This window comes from Streptomyces venezuelae, assembly GCF_008642295.1.
Taxonomy (GTDB): domain Bacteria; phylum Actinomycetota; class Actinomycetes; order Streptomycetales; family Streptomycetaceae; genus Streptomyces; species Streptomyces venezuelae_C.
On the sequence record NZ_CP029190.1, the window covers coordinates 4,229,662 to 4,244,664 of the forward strand.

The 15,003-nt window shown below is 72.5% G+C and carries 13 protein-coding genes; 8 read left to right on the plus strand and 5 right to left on the minus strand.

All coding sequences use genetic code 11. The features are described 5' to 3' along the window. The first annotated feature begins 105 nt into the window (after positions 1-105). Together DEJ50_RS18875 and DEJ50_RS18880 are read left to right on the plus strand one after the other, a co-directional pair. Complete coding sequence (locus DEJ50_RS18875; protein ID WP_223837817.1) at positions 106-1,977, plus strand: AMP-dependent synthetase/ligase; 1,872 nt, start codon at positions 106-108, stop codon at positions 1,975-1,977. A gap of 263 nt (positions 1,978-2,240) precedes the next feature. Further along, entirely contained in the window at positions 2,241-3,800 is a 1,560-nt protein-coding gene (locus tag DEJ50_RS18880) for an alpha/beta hydrolase (RefSeq protein ID WP_150209148.1), read from the plus strand. A gap of 8 nt (positions 3,801-3,808) precedes the next feature. Here DEJ50_RS18880 and DEJ50_RS18885 read toward each other — a convergent pair whose 3' ends face one another. From DEJ50_RS18885 to DEJ50_RS18900, 4 genes are all read right to left on the minus strand, one after another. Then, positions 3,809-4,984: a lipase family protein gene (locus DEJ50_RS18885; RefSeq protein ID WP_150209149.1), complete on the minus strand. Its 1,176-nt coding sequence runs from the start codon at positions 4,982-4,984 to the stop codon at positions 3,809-3,811. Between the two features lie 83 nt (positions 4,985-5,067). Continuing rightward, complete coding sequence (locus DEJ50_RS18890; RefSeq protein ID WP_150209150.1) at positions 5,068-6,147, minus strand: AraC family transcriptional regulator; 1,080 nt, start codon at positions 6,145-6,147, stop codon at positions 5,068-5,070. A 67-nt stretch (positions 6,148-6,214) separates the two neighbouring features. Then, positions 6,215-6,631, minus strand: a complete 417-nt coding sequence (locus DEJ50_RS18895; protein WP_150209151.1) for a PIN domain nuclease — start codon at positions 6,629-6,631, stop codon at positions 6,215-6,217. Further along, complete coding sequence (locus DEJ50_RS18900) at positions 6,628-6,858, minus strand: type II toxin-antitoxin system VapB family antitoxin (RefSeq protein WP_150209152.1); 231 nt, start codon at positions 6,856-6,858, stop codon at positions 6,628-6,630. The genes DEJ50_RS18895 and DEJ50_RS18900 overlap by 4 nt, the downstream gene beginning before the upstream one ends. 244 nt (positions 6,859-7,102) lie before the next feature. Between DEJ50_RS18900 and DEJ50_RS18905 the strand changes: the two genes are divergently transcribed. Then, on the plus strand, positions 7,103-8,791 hold the full coding sequence (locus tag DEJ50_RS18905) for a lytic transglycosylase domain-containing protein (RefSeq protein WP_223837818.1): 1,689 nt from the start codon (positions 7,103-7,105) through the stop codon (positions 8,789-8,791). Positions 8,792-8,954: 163 nt separating this feature from the next. Here DEJ50_RS18905 and DEJ50_RS18910 read toward each other — a convergent pair whose 3' ends face one another. Next, a complete protein-coding gene (locus DEJ50_RS18910; protein WP_030012116.1) occupies positions 8,955-9,158 on the minus strand; it encodes a cold-shock protein in 204 nt (67 codons plus the stop codon). Between the two features lie 237 nt (positions 9,159-9,395). On the opposite strand from DEJ50_RS18910, the gene DEJ50_RS18915 reads away from it, so the two are divergent. The 5 genes from DEJ50_RS18915 (at position 9,396) to DEJ50_RS18935 (ending at position 14,788) form a co-directional block, all read left to right on the plus strand. Further along, the gene (locus DEJ50_RS18915; protein ID WP_150209153.1) at positions 9,396-10,244 is read left to right on the plus strand and encodes a menaquinone biosynthetic enzyme MqnA/MqnD family protein; all 849 of its coding nucleotides are present in this window, start codon (positions 9,396-9,398) and stop codon (positions 10,242-10,244) included. A gap of 92 nt (positions 10,245-10,336) precedes the next feature. Next, positions 10,337-10,990, plus strand: coding sequence for a hypothetical protein (locus tag DEJ50_RS18920; RefSeq protein WP_150209154.1), 654 nt, complete (start codon positions 10,337-10,339; stop codon positions 10,988-10,990). A gap of 83 nt (positions 10,991-11,073) precedes the next feature. Beyond that, positions 11,074-12,870: a serine/threonine-protein kinase gene (locus tag DEJ50_RS18925; protein WP_150209155.1), complete on the plus strand. Its 1,797-nt coding sequence runs from the start codon at positions 11,074-11,076 to the stop codon at positions 12,868-12,870. Between the two features lie 65 nt (positions 12,871-12,935). Then, positions 12,936-14,135, plus strand: a complete 1,200-nt coding sequence (gene mqnC / locus DEJ50_RS18930) for a cyclic dehypoxanthinyl futalosine synthase (RefSeq protein WP_150209156.1) — start codon at positions 12,936-12,938, stop codon at positions 14,133-14,135. Continuing rightward, on the plus strand, positions 14,135-14,788 hold the full coding sequence (locus DEJ50_RS18935; RefSeq protein WP_150209157.1) for an imidazolonepropionase-like domain-containing protein: 654 nt from the start codon (positions 14,135-14,137) through the stop codon (positions 14,786-14,788). The genes mqnC and DEJ50_RS18935 overlap by 1 nt, the downstream gene beginning before the upstream one ends. The last annotated feature ends 215 nt before the right edge of the window (positions 14,789-15,003 follow it).

Here is a 15,003-nt window from a genome sequence, read left to right on the forward strand (position 1 = left end):
CGTGCGGGGGGCGTGGCGTGCACGTGCCGTACGAGGGGTGTTCAGGCGGGTTCCGGGTCCGTAGATTACCGGCGGTAACGCTTACGTCGGTGCGAGGAGGACGCCGTGACCGCAGCCGGTCCGCCGCTGGTGGAGCCTGCCAAGACCGTCGAAGGCGGGGTGGTCCGGGAGGTGGTCGTGCCCGCGCTGGCCTCCGTACCGATGACCGGTTCGCTCGGGGACATCCCCTTCGAGAACGCCGAGCGGGCCCCCGACGAGGCCGTGCTCGCCCGCAAACAGCCGGACGGCAGCTGGCAGGACGTCACCGCCGCCCAGTTCGCCGCCGAGGTCCTCGCCGTCGCCAAGGGGCTGATCGCCGAGGGCCTGCAGCCCGGCGACCGGCTCGCCATCATGGCCCGGACCTCCTACGAGTGGACCCTGCTGGACTTCGCCGGCTGGGCCGCCGGGCTGGTGACCGTACCGATCTACCCCACCTCCTCCGCCCTCCAGGCGCGCTGGATCATCCAGGACTCCGGCGCCGTGGCCTGCGCAGTGGAGGAGAAGGTCCAGGCGCGGATCATCAGCGCCGAACGCGGCAACCTGCCGGGCCTCGTCCACCTGTGGGAGTTCGACACCGGAGCCATCGCCCGGCTGGTGAAGGCCGGGGCCCGGCTGCCCGACGTGCTGGTCCACGAACGCCGGCGGAGCCGGACGCCCGAGTCCGTCGCCACCCTCGTCTACACCTCCGGTACCACCGGGCGCCCCAAGGGCTGCGTCCTCACCCACGGCAACTTCTTCGCCGAGGTCGACAATGCGGTCGAGCTGCTGTACCCCGTCTTCACCTCCGTCAGCAAGGACCCGGCCTCTACCCTGCTCTTCCTGCCCCTCTCGCACGTCTTCGGGCGGATGGTGGCCATCGGCTGCCTGCGCGCCCGGGTGAAGCTCGGCCATGCGCCCAGCATCGCGACCGAGGACCTGCTGGCCGACCTCGCCGGGTTCCGGCCGACCTTCCTGCTCGCCATCCCGTACGTCCTGGAGAAGGTCTACAACACCGCCCGCGCCACCGCCGAGAAGATGGGCCGGGCCGCCTCCTTCGACCGGGCCGCCCGGATCGCCCGGCGCATCGGCGAGGCGGCGGAGGGCGGGAGCACGTCCGCGGGCCTCGGCGTGCGGGCCGCCCGGGCCCTGTACGACCCGCTGGTCTACCGCCGGATCCGGGCCGCGCTCGGCGGCCGGGTCCGGTACGTGATCAGCGGCGGCTCCCCGCTCGGCCGGCGGCTGGCCGCGTTCTACACGGGGGCCGGGATCGAGGTCTTCGAGGGCTACGGCCTGACGGAGACCACCGGCGCCACCACGGTCACCCCGCCGCAGCGGCCCCGGCTCGGCACGGTCGGCTGGCCGCTGCCCGGCAGCGCGGTCCGGATCGCCGAGGACGGCGAGGTGCTGCTGTACGGGCGGCACGTGTTCGCCGGGTACTGGAACGACCCGGCGCCGATGCCGCAGGGGCACTGGTTCGCCACCGGCGACATCGGCGAACTGGACGCGGACGGCTACCTCACCATCACCGGCCGGAAGAAGGACGTGATCATCACCTCGGGGGGCAAGAACGTCGCCCCCGCACCCCTGGAGGACTGGCTGCGGGCGCACCCGCTGGTCGGCCAGTGCCTGGTCGTCGGCGACAACAGGCCGTACATCACCGCGCTCATCACCCTGGAGCCGGACGGGCTCGCGCACTGGCGGCAGATGCACAAGAAACAGCGGGTCCCGCTGGGCGACCTGGTCCACGACGACGAGCTCCGCGCGGACCTCCAGCGCGCGGTGGACGAGGCGAACGCACTGGTCTCACGGGCTGAATCGATCCGCCGGTTCGCCGTCCTGCCGGGGGACTTCACCGAGGAACGCGGCCACCTCACGCCGTCCCTCAAGCTCCGGCGGGCGGCGATCGCCCGCGACCACGCGAAGGAGATAGAGGAGCTCTACCGCAGGCAGGACCCCTAGGGCACTGGGCCGGGCCACCACGCCACACCACGTCCCGGCCGGCCCTCCGGCCGGGCCGGGCTGATCGACGGGCCGCCCTTCGGTACCCCGCTTATGGTGGTCCGAGGACCCATATCCGCCAGCCGGCCCAAGCCGGGGCCGCCCTGCGGGTCCGATCGCGCCGCCGCCAGGCGCCCTGCGGCCCGCAGGCCGGCCGGAGACCGGACTGGACCGGACCGGGCCGGTCCCGGCACGGGTTCCGCGCCGCGGGGTGAGGAGGTGTCGTGGGGCGATTCCGTTCAGGCGGGCGGCGCCGCGCAGCGGCGCTGGTCGCGGTCGGAGCGCTGGCCGCCGGCTCCCTCGCGGCCGGCCCGGTCGCAGCCGTGCCCGCCCCGCCGGGGCCCCATATCCGCTGGGGCGGGGACTGCCCCGAGCGGCCGGTCCCGTCGGGCCTGGAGTGCGGCACCCTCACCGTCCCCCTCGACCACGCCGCCCCGGCCAAAGGCACGGTCGACCTCGCCCTCGCCCGGATCCCCGCCGCCGGCCCTCAGCGCCGCGGCTCCCTCCTCCTCAACTTCGGCGGCCCCGGCGCCCCCGGCATCGCCACCCTCGCCGACGTCCACCGCGAGTTCGCCGACCTCGGCGAGGCCTACGACCTCGTCACCTTCGACCCCCGCGGGGTCGGCCACAGCGCCCCGGTCAGCTGTGGCGGCGCGCTCCGCGACGGACCGCCCGCCCCGGACGACGACGTCGACGCCCCCGAAGCCCCCACCGCCGCCGCCAAGCTGGCCGCCCTGCGCCTGGTCGCCGAACGCTGCGCCCAGCACTCCGGCCCGGTCCTCCCGTACATAGGAACCATCCACGTCGCCCGCGACATGGACCTGATCCGCCAGGCCCTCGGTGAGGACCGGCTCGACTACCTCGGCTTCTCGTACGGCACCCGGCTCGGCGCCGCCTACGCCGCCCAGTTCCCGCAGCGCACCGGCCGGATGGCCCTCGACGGGGTCGACACCCTCAGCGAATCGCTCGCGGAGCAAGCCCTGGTCTCCGCCAAGGGCCAGCAGCAGGCCCTGGACAACTTCCTGTCCTGGTGCGCCCGCCGGTCGGACTGCGTGTACGGGACCAACACGCGCACCGCGAAGGAGAAGGTTCGCGCCCTGGTGGCCCGGCTCGACCGGTCTCCGCTGACCGGCCCCGACGGCGCCTCCTTCACCGGCCAGGACATCATCGGCGCGATCGCCACCGGGCTCTACTCCACCGCCCAGTGGCCGGCCCTGGCCCGCGGCCTCCGCCTGGCCGAGCGGCAGGGCGACCCGGCCGGCCTGCTGGAGGTCGGCGGCCCCACCGACCCCGAGCCCGAGGAGGACCCGGCGGTGGACGGCTCCGATCCGGTGCCGGACGACAACGGGGAGGCCGCCCTGGTCGCCGTCAACTGCGCCGACGACCCGGGCCGCGGCAAGGACGCGGCGAGCCCGGAGGCCGTCGAGAAGGAGATCGAGGCCCTGAAGGGCGAATTCCGCAAGGCCTCGCGGATCTTCGGTCCGAGCCAGCTGATGACCGTGCTCTCCTGCTACGGCCGTCCGCCCGGCACCGACTTCATCCGGAAGATCGACCGGCCCGGCGCCCCGCGCATGCTGCTGGTCGGTACGCGCGGTGACCCGGCCACCCCGTACCAGTGGACGGAGGAGACCGCCCGCCTGCTCGGCTCGGCGGCGATCCTGGACCACAAGGGCGACGGCCACACCGGCTACGCGGGTTCGGGCTGCGTACGCGGCCGGGTGAACGCCTTCCTGATCGACGGCGAGCTGCCGAACGGAACGCAGTCCTGCCCCGCCGAAGACTGACGCAGGTCTCAGCAGTTGCCGTCCGTGGGGCGGCCGGCGAAGCGGTCCGCCAGCCAGTTCTGCGCCTCGAACGCCTCCGTGATCACCCCGCTGACGTGCTCCCCGACCCAGATCGTCGCCCACTCCACCGCCGCGCCCTTCGCACACCAGTCGGCGCGCAGCTGCCTGCCCACCCGGTACGGGATCAACTCGTCGGCGAGCGCGTGGTACTGGTACACGGGCGCGGCCGGGGCCGTCCGGCCGAGCTTCGAATCGTTCAGCCGGGCCTGCCAGTCCGGCCGGTCCAGCGGGTCGGAGGTGGTCAGGTCGGAGATCCGCTTGAAGGCCCCGACGGCCGCGTCGACCGCCACGCAGTTGTTCCGTATGAAGTCGACCAGTCGCTTCCCGGCCGGGTTCAGATACGCGTCCAGGTCCAGCTCCGGGAAGGCCGCGTCCTGCCCGGCCGCCGCCATGAAGATCAGACCGGAGCCGTACGAGCCGTTGTTGAACTCCGCGACCTCCAGCAGGTCGGCCGGGACCCCGCCGGTCGCCGTGCCCTTCACCTTCAGCTCCGGGGCGTACGCACCCTGGAGTTCGGCGGCCCAGCCACTGGCCTGGCCGCCCTGCGAGTAGCCCATGATGCCCACCGGGCCGTCCGCCGAAAGCCCCGCCTCCGGCAGCCGCTGGGCGGCCCGGGCCGCGTCGAGCATGGCGTGGCCGGCCGAGCGGCCCACGGTGTAGGTGTGGGTGCCCGGGGTGCCGAGCCCCTCGTAGTCGGTGACCACCACGGCCCAGCCGCGCCAGGTCAGCTGCTGGATGAGATTGGCCTCCAGGCCGGTGCCGTACGGGAAGTTGTTGCTGGGCGCGCAGGAGTCGCCGAGGCCGACGGTCCCGACGGCATAGGTGATCAGTGGGCGCGAGCCGGTCCGGCCGTCCTGCGGGACGATCACCGTTCCGGAGACCACGTTGGGGGCGCCGTCGGCGGTGGTCGAGCGGTAGTGGATCTTCCAGGCCTTGGTGTGGGTCGGCTGGCCGGGCAGCGGGTGGAAGGCGGACGGGGTACTGCTGACGATGTCGCCGGGCGCGGCTCCGGCCGCAGTGGGGCCGGTTGCGCCGGTGGCGCCCGTCGCGGGCACGGCGGCCGACAGGACCAGGGCGGTGGCGAGGGCGGTGAGGGAGGTGAGGGCGGTGGCACGGATGCGCATGGGCGGCTCTCCCAACGGTCCGGGTGGGGGTAGGTGAGGAGACCGTAGTGACCGGCCGGTCGGCATGGCGCTGACCGCGCAGCTCAGCTTTGCTGGCCGGACCGTCCACCCGCAGCGGACGCCCCGCCCGAAGGCCCGCCCCCCGGCCTTCCCGAAGGCCCGCCCAGCCGGTACGCGCCCGGAGTCGTCCCCGTCCACCGCCGGAACGCCCGGTGGAAGGCGGTGTCCTCGGAGAAGCCCAGCCGCGCCGCCAGCTCCGCGATCGGCTCCCCGCCCTCGGCCAGTCCGGCGATCGCCGCATCCCGCCGCACCTGGTCCTTGAGCTGCTGGAACGAGGTCCCGTCCTGCTGGAGCCGGCGCCGTAGCGTGGCCGGGGACACCGCGAGCCGGGCCGCCACCTCCCCGAGCGCAGGCAGCCGGGGCGAGGCCCGCAGCTCCTGCGCGAGGGCCCGCCGTACCTGCTCCGCGACCGTGGTCCCGTACTCCGGCCGGGAGAGCAGGTCGAACGGCGCCCGCCGGAGCATCGCATCGAGTGCCGGTTCGTCGCGGACCAGGGGCGCGGACAGCCAGTGCGCGGCGAAGACCGCGCCGGTCCTGCCCGCCCCGAACCGGACCGGGCAGTCGAAGAGCACCGCGTACTCGTCCTCGTGCGGCGGCGGCGGATACGCGAAATCGGTGTACGCGAGCGGAATGCGGCGCCCGATCAGCCAGCTGCACAGCCGGTGCCAGATGGCGAGCAGGCACTCCGTCAGGAACCGCTCCTCGTCGCGGGCGAGATCGTTGCGGACGGTGAACCGCGCCTCGTCCCCCGCCACCTCCAGCGCCAGGTCCGGGCCGCCCGGGAACAGCCCGTAGAACGCCACCCCGCGCCGGATGGCCGCACCCAGGTCCCGGCAGCCCAGCGAGGCGTGACACATCATCGCGAAGGTGCCGGGCCTGCTGGGCGGCCCACTGCCCAGCCCGAGGAACTCGTCCTGGGTGGTGCGGTACAGGGCCCGGAACAGGCGCGCGAACTGGGCCGGGGTGATCCGCGCCCGGTCGTCCCCGAGCAACGACGGCGGAATCTGCGCCTCCTGGAGCAGCGGCACGGTGTCGACACCCCTGCGCCGCACCCCTGCGAGCACGGCGCGCACATGGTGCACGGTGACCGTCCGCCTCCCCATACCTGTGACGGTAGCCGGATCGACCGCTCCGGTCAGCGGCGCCGACGCAGAGGAACCCTGGCCCACCTCAGTCGGCGCTGCCCGGTGGGACCACCCATTCGGTGCGCTGGCCGGTGATCGAAGCGATCATGTCGAAGTCGCGGTCGTGGTGGAGGAGGATCGAGCCGTGCTGCTCGGCCGTCGCCGCGATGAGGAGGTCCGGCCAGGACAGGGCTCGATGGAAGCCCTGTCCGATGGCCTTCCGTTGCACTTCGAGCGCGCGCTCGGACACGTTCCGGTCGCAGTAGAGGTAGTCGAAGCCCCGGAGCCACTGGGCAAGGGCGGGGACTTCGGCCTTGCTGCGGATGCTGAACATCAGCTCGTATTCAACGGCCGGACAGATGGCGAGCAGGCCCCGCTCGTGGAGCGGAGCCAGCACTGCGGCGACGGACGGCAGGTGAGACCGGGCGAGTGCCGACCTGTCGATGAGGAACAGGTCGGTCATGCAGTGGACTTCCGCTCTTCGGTGGGGCGGTCCACCCTCGTCTTCTCGATGATCTCGCTGAAGTCGAGTTCGCCCGACTTCACCGCGTCGAAGAACTGCTGGCGAAGGTGCCGCTTCACGGCATCCTCGACCGCAGCGCGCACGGCCGCGGCCTTGGTCTTCGTGCCGTATATGGCCTTCGCCTGCTCAACCATCTCGTCGTCAAGGTCGATCATCGTGCGCGCCATGGGGACCTCCGCAACAGGAAACGACACCACATTCTACCTCGGAATGGTGTCGTTTCCTGCTGGCCGGGAGGCCGGTACTCCCTGCGGGTGACGCGCGGGAGCCTCGGGTCGTGTCACAAAGGGCCGGGGGGACGGCGAGTCGGATTCGGATACCTGATAAACAGTGGATATTCACAGCTCGTCTTGGGGGGATCGCCGCACTGTGAAACCTCTTCACCGACACCTCGTCAGTACTTCGCGCAAGGTGCTCTGCACCGCCGCGCTCGCCGCCAGCCTGACCACTGCGGCCGTGGTGACGACCACTCCCACCGCCGATGCGGGGGAGTCCGAGCCGACCCCGGACAGCCCCCAGGCGAACGACCGGGGCAACGCCCGCCTGGACCTTCCGGATCTCGTGGCGAACCCGCCGGTGCAGGGCACCGGTTCGGGCCCGGGGCCCGGCACCGCCGAGGGGTCCTCCGGCATACCCGCGACCGCCCTGGACGCGTACCGGCGCGCGGAGGCGTCGGTGGAGGCCGCGCTCCCCAACTGCAAGCTGCCCTGGCAGCTGCTGGCCGGCATAGGCCGGGTGGAGTCGGTCCACGCCTCCGGATACGGGCTCAAGGCCGACGGGTACACCGACAAGCCGATCCGCGGCCCGCGGCTCGACGGCAACGGCTTCGCCGAGATCCGCGACACCGACAAGGGCGAGTGGGACGGCGACAACATCTACGACCGGGCCATCGGCCCGATGCAGTTCATCCCGTCCACCTGGGCGCGGTGGGGGGCCGACGGGTCCGGCGACGGCAAGCGCGACCCGAACAACATCTACGACGCGGCGCTCGGCGCCGGGTTGTACCTGTGCGCCGGTGACCGGAACCTGAGCAACGCGGGTCACCTCGACAAGGCGATCCTCAGCTACAACAACTCGCGCGAGTACGTGAACACCGTCACCAGCTGGATGCGGCAGTACCAGGGCGGGGCCACCGGCGTGCCGAACCCGCCCGCCGGGAACTACCCGACCCAGCCGCCGACGCAGCCGATCCCGACGCCGGTGCCGCCGGTCACGCCCATCACCCCGCCGGCGGTCGTCCCGCCCGCCAAGCCCGCGCCCAAGCCGAACCCGAAGCCGACCACCCCGCCGACGAAGCCGACCACCCCGCCGACGAAGCCGCCGGTCAAGCCGACCCCGCCGCCGGCCACGGTGTCCGGTCTGGAGGTCGTCGGTGAGCGCGTCCTGGCCTTCGAGCCGGGGCAGACCGTCGAGCCGGCCTCGAAGGTCAAGGCGGTGCTGGGCAACGGCAAGCCGGCCGCCCGGGAGGTCGTGATCTTCGAGATCGAGAACGACACCACCGCCGGCACCGTCTTCGCGGACAACAAGTCCAAGAAGCACCAGGTCGTGAAGACCGACGCCCAGGGGCTTGCGGCCATCCCGCGGATCAAGGTGGCCGACGGCGCCAAGGGCGGCACCTTCACGGTGCGGGCCACCCTCTACGGGACCCGCGTCTTCACCGAGAAGTTCGACGCCAAGGTCACCCCGAAGCCGGTCGCCGACAAGATCACCCGTACGGATGAAAAGCCGCTGAAGGTGGTGGCCGGCTCCAGCTTCACTCCGCAGGAGCTGCTGGTGACCGGGGCCGACGGCAAGCCGTTCGCCGGGGTCGCCCTGAAGGCCGGCATGGTCGAGAAGAACGAGCAGGGCGAGTGGGTCCCGGTCGCCGCCGACGACACCACCGGCCCCTTCTTCAAGGACGAGGACGGCAAGCCGGTCCGGACCCTGGAGCTGCCCGCCACGGACGCGAACGGCAAGGTCACCCTGCCGTGGATCTACACGGTCGGGATCGAGCCGGGCACGTACCACCTGCGCCTGGCCACCCCGGAGGGCGTGGAGCGCATCCTCGACCTCGTCGTGGAGAAGGCCCCGGAGACCACCCCGGAGCCCCCTAAGAGCTGAGGCGCTGAAACGTACGTACGGGCCGTGAGCACTGCTCACGGCCCGTACGCATGCTCACGGCCGCCGAAGGCAAAAGGCAGGAGCCCTGTCTCCTCCGTTCCCACGGAAGAGGCAGGGCTCCTTGGGTACTGCTATCCAACCGCGATCCGGTTGGCCCGGGCGATTAGGCCGGGGTGACGTTCTCCGCCTGCGGGCCCTTCGGGCCCTGGGTGACGTCGAAGTTCACGGTCTGGTTCTCCTCGAGGGAGCGGAAGCCAGACGCGTTGATCGCGGAGTAGTGGACGAAGACATCCGGGCCGCCGCCGTCCTGGGCGATGAAGCCGAAGCCCTTTTCAGCGTTGAACCACTTCACGGTTCCGGTAGCCATGAGCCCTCCTATGGGCCAAAGGGTCGCCCTGCTCCAGAACCTGCTAAGAAGTCTGAAAACTACAAAAGCCTGCGGGTTACATGCTCCGCAGGCTTCGTACTGCAAGGGAAACCAAACTGCAACTTGCGTCGAGCCTAGCACGCAGAGTCCCGGGGAGACCAGAGGGAAAGATCACGTCACCCGGACGTTTGAGACCCTCGAAGAGGCTGACGGCACCCGGCGGGCTAGTCTCGCGATGTGGACCCCTATCGCAGCCGGCCCCGGGTCGGCCACATTCAGTTCCTGAACTGCCTCCCCCTCTACTGGGGGCTGGCCCGCACCGGCACTCTGCTGGATCTGGAGCTGACCAAGGACACCCCCGAGAAGCTGAGCCAGCGGCTGGTCGAGGGGGACCTGGACATGGGTCCCATCACCCTGGTGGAGTTCCTCCGGAACGCGGACGAGCTGGTGGCCTTCCCCGATCTCGCGGTCGGCTGCGACGGTCCGGTCATGTCCTGCGTGATCGTTTCCCAGGTGCCCCTGGAGCGGCTCGACGGGGCCCGGGTGGCCCTGGGCTCCACCTCCCGTACGTCCGTCCGGCTGGCGCAGCTGCTGCTCGCCGAGCAGTACGGAGTACGGCCCGAGTACTACACCTGCCCCCCCGACCTGGGGGTGATGATGCAGGAGGCCGAGGCCGCCGTGCTGATCGGCGACGCGGCCCTGCGGGCCTCCCTGCACGATGCGCCCCGGCTCGGGCTCGCCGTGCACGACCTGGGGCAGATGTGGAAGGAGTGGACCGGGCTGCCGTTCGTCTTCGCCGTCTGGGCCGCCCGCCGGGACTACCTGGAACGCGAGCCGCACGTCGTCCGGAGCGTGCACGAGGCCTTCCTTGCCTCCCGTGACCTCTCCCTCGAAGAGGTCACCAAGGTGGCCGAGCAGGCGGCCCGCTGGGAGGCGTTCGACGCCGGGCTGCTGGAGCGGTACTTCACCACGCTCGACTTCCGCTTCGGCGCCGACCAACTGGCCGGCGTACGGGAATTCGCCCGCCGTACCGGTCCGACCACCGGGTTCCCGGCGGACGTCAAGGTGGAGTTGCTGGTTCCCTAGCGCTTCGGTAATTCCCTGTTAAATTCTGCGGGTTTAGCGGGCGGGCGAATTCGCCCGCCCCGAATTGCCCGTGGAGCAGGGGGAGTACACGCATGGCCGGAGTACCGGGAGCCGTCGGCACAGGACACATACCGGAGCCGCCGCCCGTACCGAAGCGGAAGCAGGAGCAGAACCAGAAGCGGAAGCCGAAGCGGAAGTCGGTCACGGCGGCCCTGCTGGTGCTCACCCCGCTGCTGATCGCATGCAGCGGATGGCTCGTTCAACCCCTGGGGCTGGGGTGGCTGGCGCTGGGCACCCTGCTCTCGATGGTGGTGCTCTGCACGGCCTGGGCGCTGTGCGGGGCCTGGCCGGGCACCTGTGTTGCGGTGTCGGGGTTCGCGCTGATGCTGTTCCTCGGACCCTCCCTGGACGAGGCCGTGATCGAGCACCGCGGGGTCCGGTACGAGGCGCTGGTGGTCGACACCGAAACCCACAAGCGGACGAGCCGCCCCAGGCAGTACTGGTGCCGGGTCGGCATTGCCCCCGACGCCGGGGCGAAGGTCCGCTTCCACGACGTGAGCTGTGGAAAGGACCACCGGGTGGACGACTGGGTGACGGTGGTGGTGGACCCCGAGGACTGGCTGGCGACCCGGCTCGCGGAGCGGTCCCACGGCCCCTCCACCGGGGTGCTGTGGACCTGCGCCGGACTGTTCCTGGCGCTGGAAGGCTCCATCCTGTGGGGCAGGTTGAGGCGCCGCACCGGCTGAGACCCCGGGCGGCCGGTGCCGCCCTTTCGCTACTGTGCGGATCTGTGCGGAGCAGTCAGCCACGGTCGGGGGGAAGGGACGCCATGCAGCCGCTGGACGAGGGGGAGCCGCGGGCCATCGGGGCGTACCGGCTGCTGGGCCGGCTCGGTGCGGGCGGCATGGGCCGGGTGTACCTGGGGCGCAGCGAGGGCGGCCGGACGGTCGCGGTGAAGATCGTGCACCCGCACTTCGCCTCCGACGAGGAGTTCCGGGCCCGGTTCCGGCGCGAGGTGGCGGCGGCCCGCCGGGTGGGCGGCGAGTGGACGGCGCCGGTCCTGGACGCCGATCCGGACGCGGCCGTGCCATGGGTGGCGACCGGTTATGTGGCCGGCCCGTCGCTGGACCGGGCGCTGGCCGCGCACGGCCCGCTGCCGGAGGCGGCGGTCCGGGCGGTGGGCCTGGGGCTGGCCCGGGCGCTGGTGGCGGTGCACGGGCTGGGACTGGTGCACCGGGACGTGAAGCCCTCGAACGTGATGCTGACCCTGGACGGCCCGCGGCTGATCGACTTCGGGATCGCCCGGGCCACGGACGGCACGGCCTCGCTCACCTCGACCGGGGTCTCGGTCGGCTCGCCCGGCTACATGTCGCCGGAGCAGATCCTCGGCAAGGGGGTCACCGAGGCCGCGGACGTGTTCTCGCTGGGGGCGGTACTGGCCTTCGCGGCGACCGGCACGCCGCCGTTCAGCGGGGACAACTCGGCGACGCTGCTCTACAAGGTGGTGCACGAGGAGCCCGATCTGGAGCGGATGCCGGCCGGGGAGCTGCGCGAGCTGGTGGCGGCCTGCCTGGCGAAGGCGCCGGCGGACCGGCCGGCTCCGGCGGCGATCGCCGCCGCGCTGGACGGGGCTCTGGACGTGCCGGGCTGGCTGCCGGGCCCGCTGGTCGAGGAGGCCAGCCGGGCCGCGGTCCGCCTGCTGGACCTGGACGCCGTGCCTTCGGCCGGGCCGGCACCGGCCGGGTTCGGTGCGGCCGACCCGTCGTACGGCGGTTCCGCGGGCTCGGGCCCGTACGGGCCGCGGCCCGGCTACGGCTATCCGGCGGTTCCCGCCACCCCGCCCGGCGGGTCCGGCGGGTCCGGTGCCGGGTCCGGTGCCGGGTTCGGCGCCGGGTTCGGCGCAGCCGATCCGTCCTACGGGCAGCCGCAGGCCACCGCGGGCTCCGGGGCGGTGCTCGGCGCGGACGCCGGCCCGTACGGGGCGCCGACCGCCCCCGCCGTCGCCGGGACCGGCCGGGAGGTCAGGGTCACCGCGGCCGGGCGCCGGTTCAGCTGCACGGTGGTGCTCGGCGCCGCCGTGGCGGTGGCCGCGCTGGCCGGCGGGCTGTACACCACGGGCCTGCTGCCGGGCACCGGCGGCGACTCCAAGCGGAACCTGGCGGGAGACCGCGCGAGCGACCACGAGAGCGACACCCCGCCCGCCGCAACCGCGCCGAGCACCGCGCCGAGCACCGCACCGAGCGGGTCCGGTTCCGGCGCCGCCCGGAACGACGTACCCAAGGAGCTCATCGGCACCTGGAAGGGCACCATCACCACCTCCCGCCTCGGTGTCTCCTCCGAGTTCGAGATCACCATCAAGGCCGGCCGGGTCGGCCAGGTCGTCGCCCGCGACAAGTCGGTCGTCGCGATCCTCGGCACCGACTGCAGCGGCGACTGGAAGCTCTCCTCCGCCACCGACCGCTCCGTGGTCCTGGACACCGCAGGCGGCCCCAACCCGGCCCCCGGCATCTGCTCCAACGGTTCCGCCGACGAGCGGTTCACCCTGAACGCCAACGGCACCCTGCACTACGTGTCGGGTGACGCACCGGCAGGCAACCCGCAGGGAGACCTCACCCGCAGCCCTTGACAGCACTGGCGTAGGCTGGGCCGGTCCGGACCTCTCTTGACACACCGCCGAAGGGTGACGCACCGGTGACCGACCAGGCCGCTCTCCAGTCTGTCCTCGACCGAGCCGCCGCGGGGGGCCGGATCTCCGCGGAGGAGGCGCTCGACCTCTACCGCCACGCGCCGCTGCACGCCCTCGGCTCCGCCGCCGACGCCGTGCGCCGCCGCCGCTATGCGGGTACCGAGCACATCGCGACGTACATCATCGAGCGGAACATCAACTACACCAACGTCTGCGTGACGGCCTGCAAGTTCTGTGCGTTCTACGCGGCGCCCAAGGACAAGAAGAAGGGCTGGAGCCGGGACCTCGAGGACATCCTGCGCCGCTGCGCGGAGACCGTGGAGCTCGGCGGCACCCAGGTGATGTTCCAGGGCGGCCACCACCCGGACTACGGGGTGGAGTACTACGAGGAGCACTTCTCCGCCATCAAGAAGGCCTTTCCGCAGCTGGTCATCCACTCCCTCGGGGCCTCCGAGGTCGAGCACATGGCCCGGATCTCCGGGGTGAGCGCCGAGGAGGCGATCCGCCGGATCCACGCGGCCGGCCTGGACTCCTTCGCGGGTGCCGGCGCCGAACTGCTGCCCGCCCGGCCGCGCAAGGCGATCGCCCCGCTCAAGGAGTCCGGGGAGCGCTGGCTGGAGATCATGGAACTGGCCCACAACCTGGGCGTGGAGTCGACCTCCACCATGCTGATGGGCACCGGCGAGACCAACGCGGAGCGGATCGAGCACATTCGCATGATCCGTGACGTGCAGGACCGGACGGGTGGCTTCCGGGCCTTTATCCCGTACACCTACCAGCCCGAGAACAACCACCTCAAGGGCCGCACCCAGGCGACCATCTTCGAGTACCTGCGGATGATCGCGGTGGCCCGGTTGTTCCTCGACAACGTCGCCCACATCCAGGGCTCCTGGCTGACCGTCGGCAAGGAGGCGGGCCAGCTCTCGCTGCACTACGGCGCGGACGACCTCGGCTCGGTCATGCTGGAGGAGAACGTGGTCTCCTCGGCGGGCGCCAAGCACCGCTCCAACCGGCACGAGATCATCGAGCTGATCCGCAAGGCGGGGCGGACGCCGGCGCAGCGCGCGACCACGTACGAGCACCTGGCCGTGCACGACGACCCGGCGAACGACCCGGTCGACCACCGGGTGGTCTCGCACATCTCGTCCACCGCGATCGAGGGCGGCACGGCGCACCCCGAGCTGAAGCTGATCTCCGCGAACTGATGCTCACGCTGCACACCGCCGACCTGCTGGTGCCCGGGGCGGGGGCGGACGGCGAACCGCTGCCCGGCGGGGCGGTCCTGGTCGAGGGCGACCGGATCGCCCGGGTGGGCCCGTACGAGGACCTGGCCGGGGAGTACCCGCACGCCCGGGTCCGGCGCTGGCCGGGACTGCTCATTCCGGGGCTGCTGGTGCACGGCGCGGCCGAGCTGCTGGAGCGTACGTACTACCCGGACGACCCGTACGAGACCACCGAGCTCGGCGCGGACCCGATCACCGGGGAGGCGGCGCTGGCCGACCTGAAGATGACCGAGGCCAGGTGGGGACACAGCGCGCGGCGCGGCACCCAGAAGCTGCTGGCGCGGGGCGTGGTGGCGGTGACGGGCCGGCTGGTGGTGCCGTCGGTCCGGACGGCGGTGTCCCGCTCCGGCCTGACGGTGCTGCCGCCGGCCACGGGCGGCGGTCGCCCGGTCTCGCTGGACCCGTTCGCGGGGCTCGCGACGCCCGGCGAGGCGTACTACGGGCGGCTGGAGCCGGGCGCTCCGGCCCGCTTCGCCGCGTTCGCGGTGCCGACCGAAGCGGCCCTCCTCGCGCAGGGCGCCACGACCTGCGTCGCCACGGTCGTCAACGGCCGCTTGCTGCACCGCCGCCGCTAGCCCCGCCGGGCCGGGTGGGCAATCGTGCCGCAGGGCGGCACGGGTGGGCATCCGGCACACCGGCCCGCGCCGGTCGCGCAGCGTGCAACACCTGGGCGGGGCCGGGGGGACGCTGCGCGGACGGTGCGCGCCGTCGTCCCGGTGTGCCCACCCTCCCCCAAGCTCTCGGCTTCGCTCGAGCAGGGGGGACCCCCATCGCCCCTGCGGAACGACTG

Coding starts and splice junctions, on each gene's coding strand:
- DEJ50_RS18885 (WP_150209149.1), bottom strand. CDS start 4,984: ATGCGCATCCGTGCCACCGCCCTCACCTCCCTCACCGCCCTCGCCACC.
- DEJ50_RS18890 (WP_150209150.1), bottom strand. CDS start 6,147: ATGGGGAGGCGGACGGTCACCGTGCACCATGTGCGCGCCGTGCTCGCA.
- DEJ50_RS18895 (WP_150209151.1), bottom strand. CDS start 6,631: ATGACCGACCTGTTCCTCATCGACAGGTCGGCACTCGCCCGGTCTCAC.
- DEJ50_RS18900 (WP_150209152.1), bottom strand. CDS start 6,858: ATGGCGCGCACGATGATCGACCTTGACGACGAGATGGTTGAGCAGGCG.
- DEJ50_RS18910 (WP_030012116.1), bottom strand. CDS start 9,158: ATGGCTACCGGAACCGTGAAGTGGTTCAACGCTGAAAAGGGCTTCGGC.
- DEJ50_RS18920 (WP_150209154.1), top strand. CDS start 10,337: ATGGCCGGAGTACCGGGAGCCGTCGGCACAGGACACATACCGGAGCCG.
- DEJ50_RS18925 (WP_150209155.1), top strand. CDS start 11,074: ATGCAGCCGCTGGACGAGGGGGAGCCGCGGGCCATCGGGGCGTACCGG.
- DEJ50_RS18935 (WP_150209157.1), top strand. CDS start 14,135: ATGCTCACGCTGCACACCGCCGACCTGCTGGTGCCCGGGGCGGGGGCG.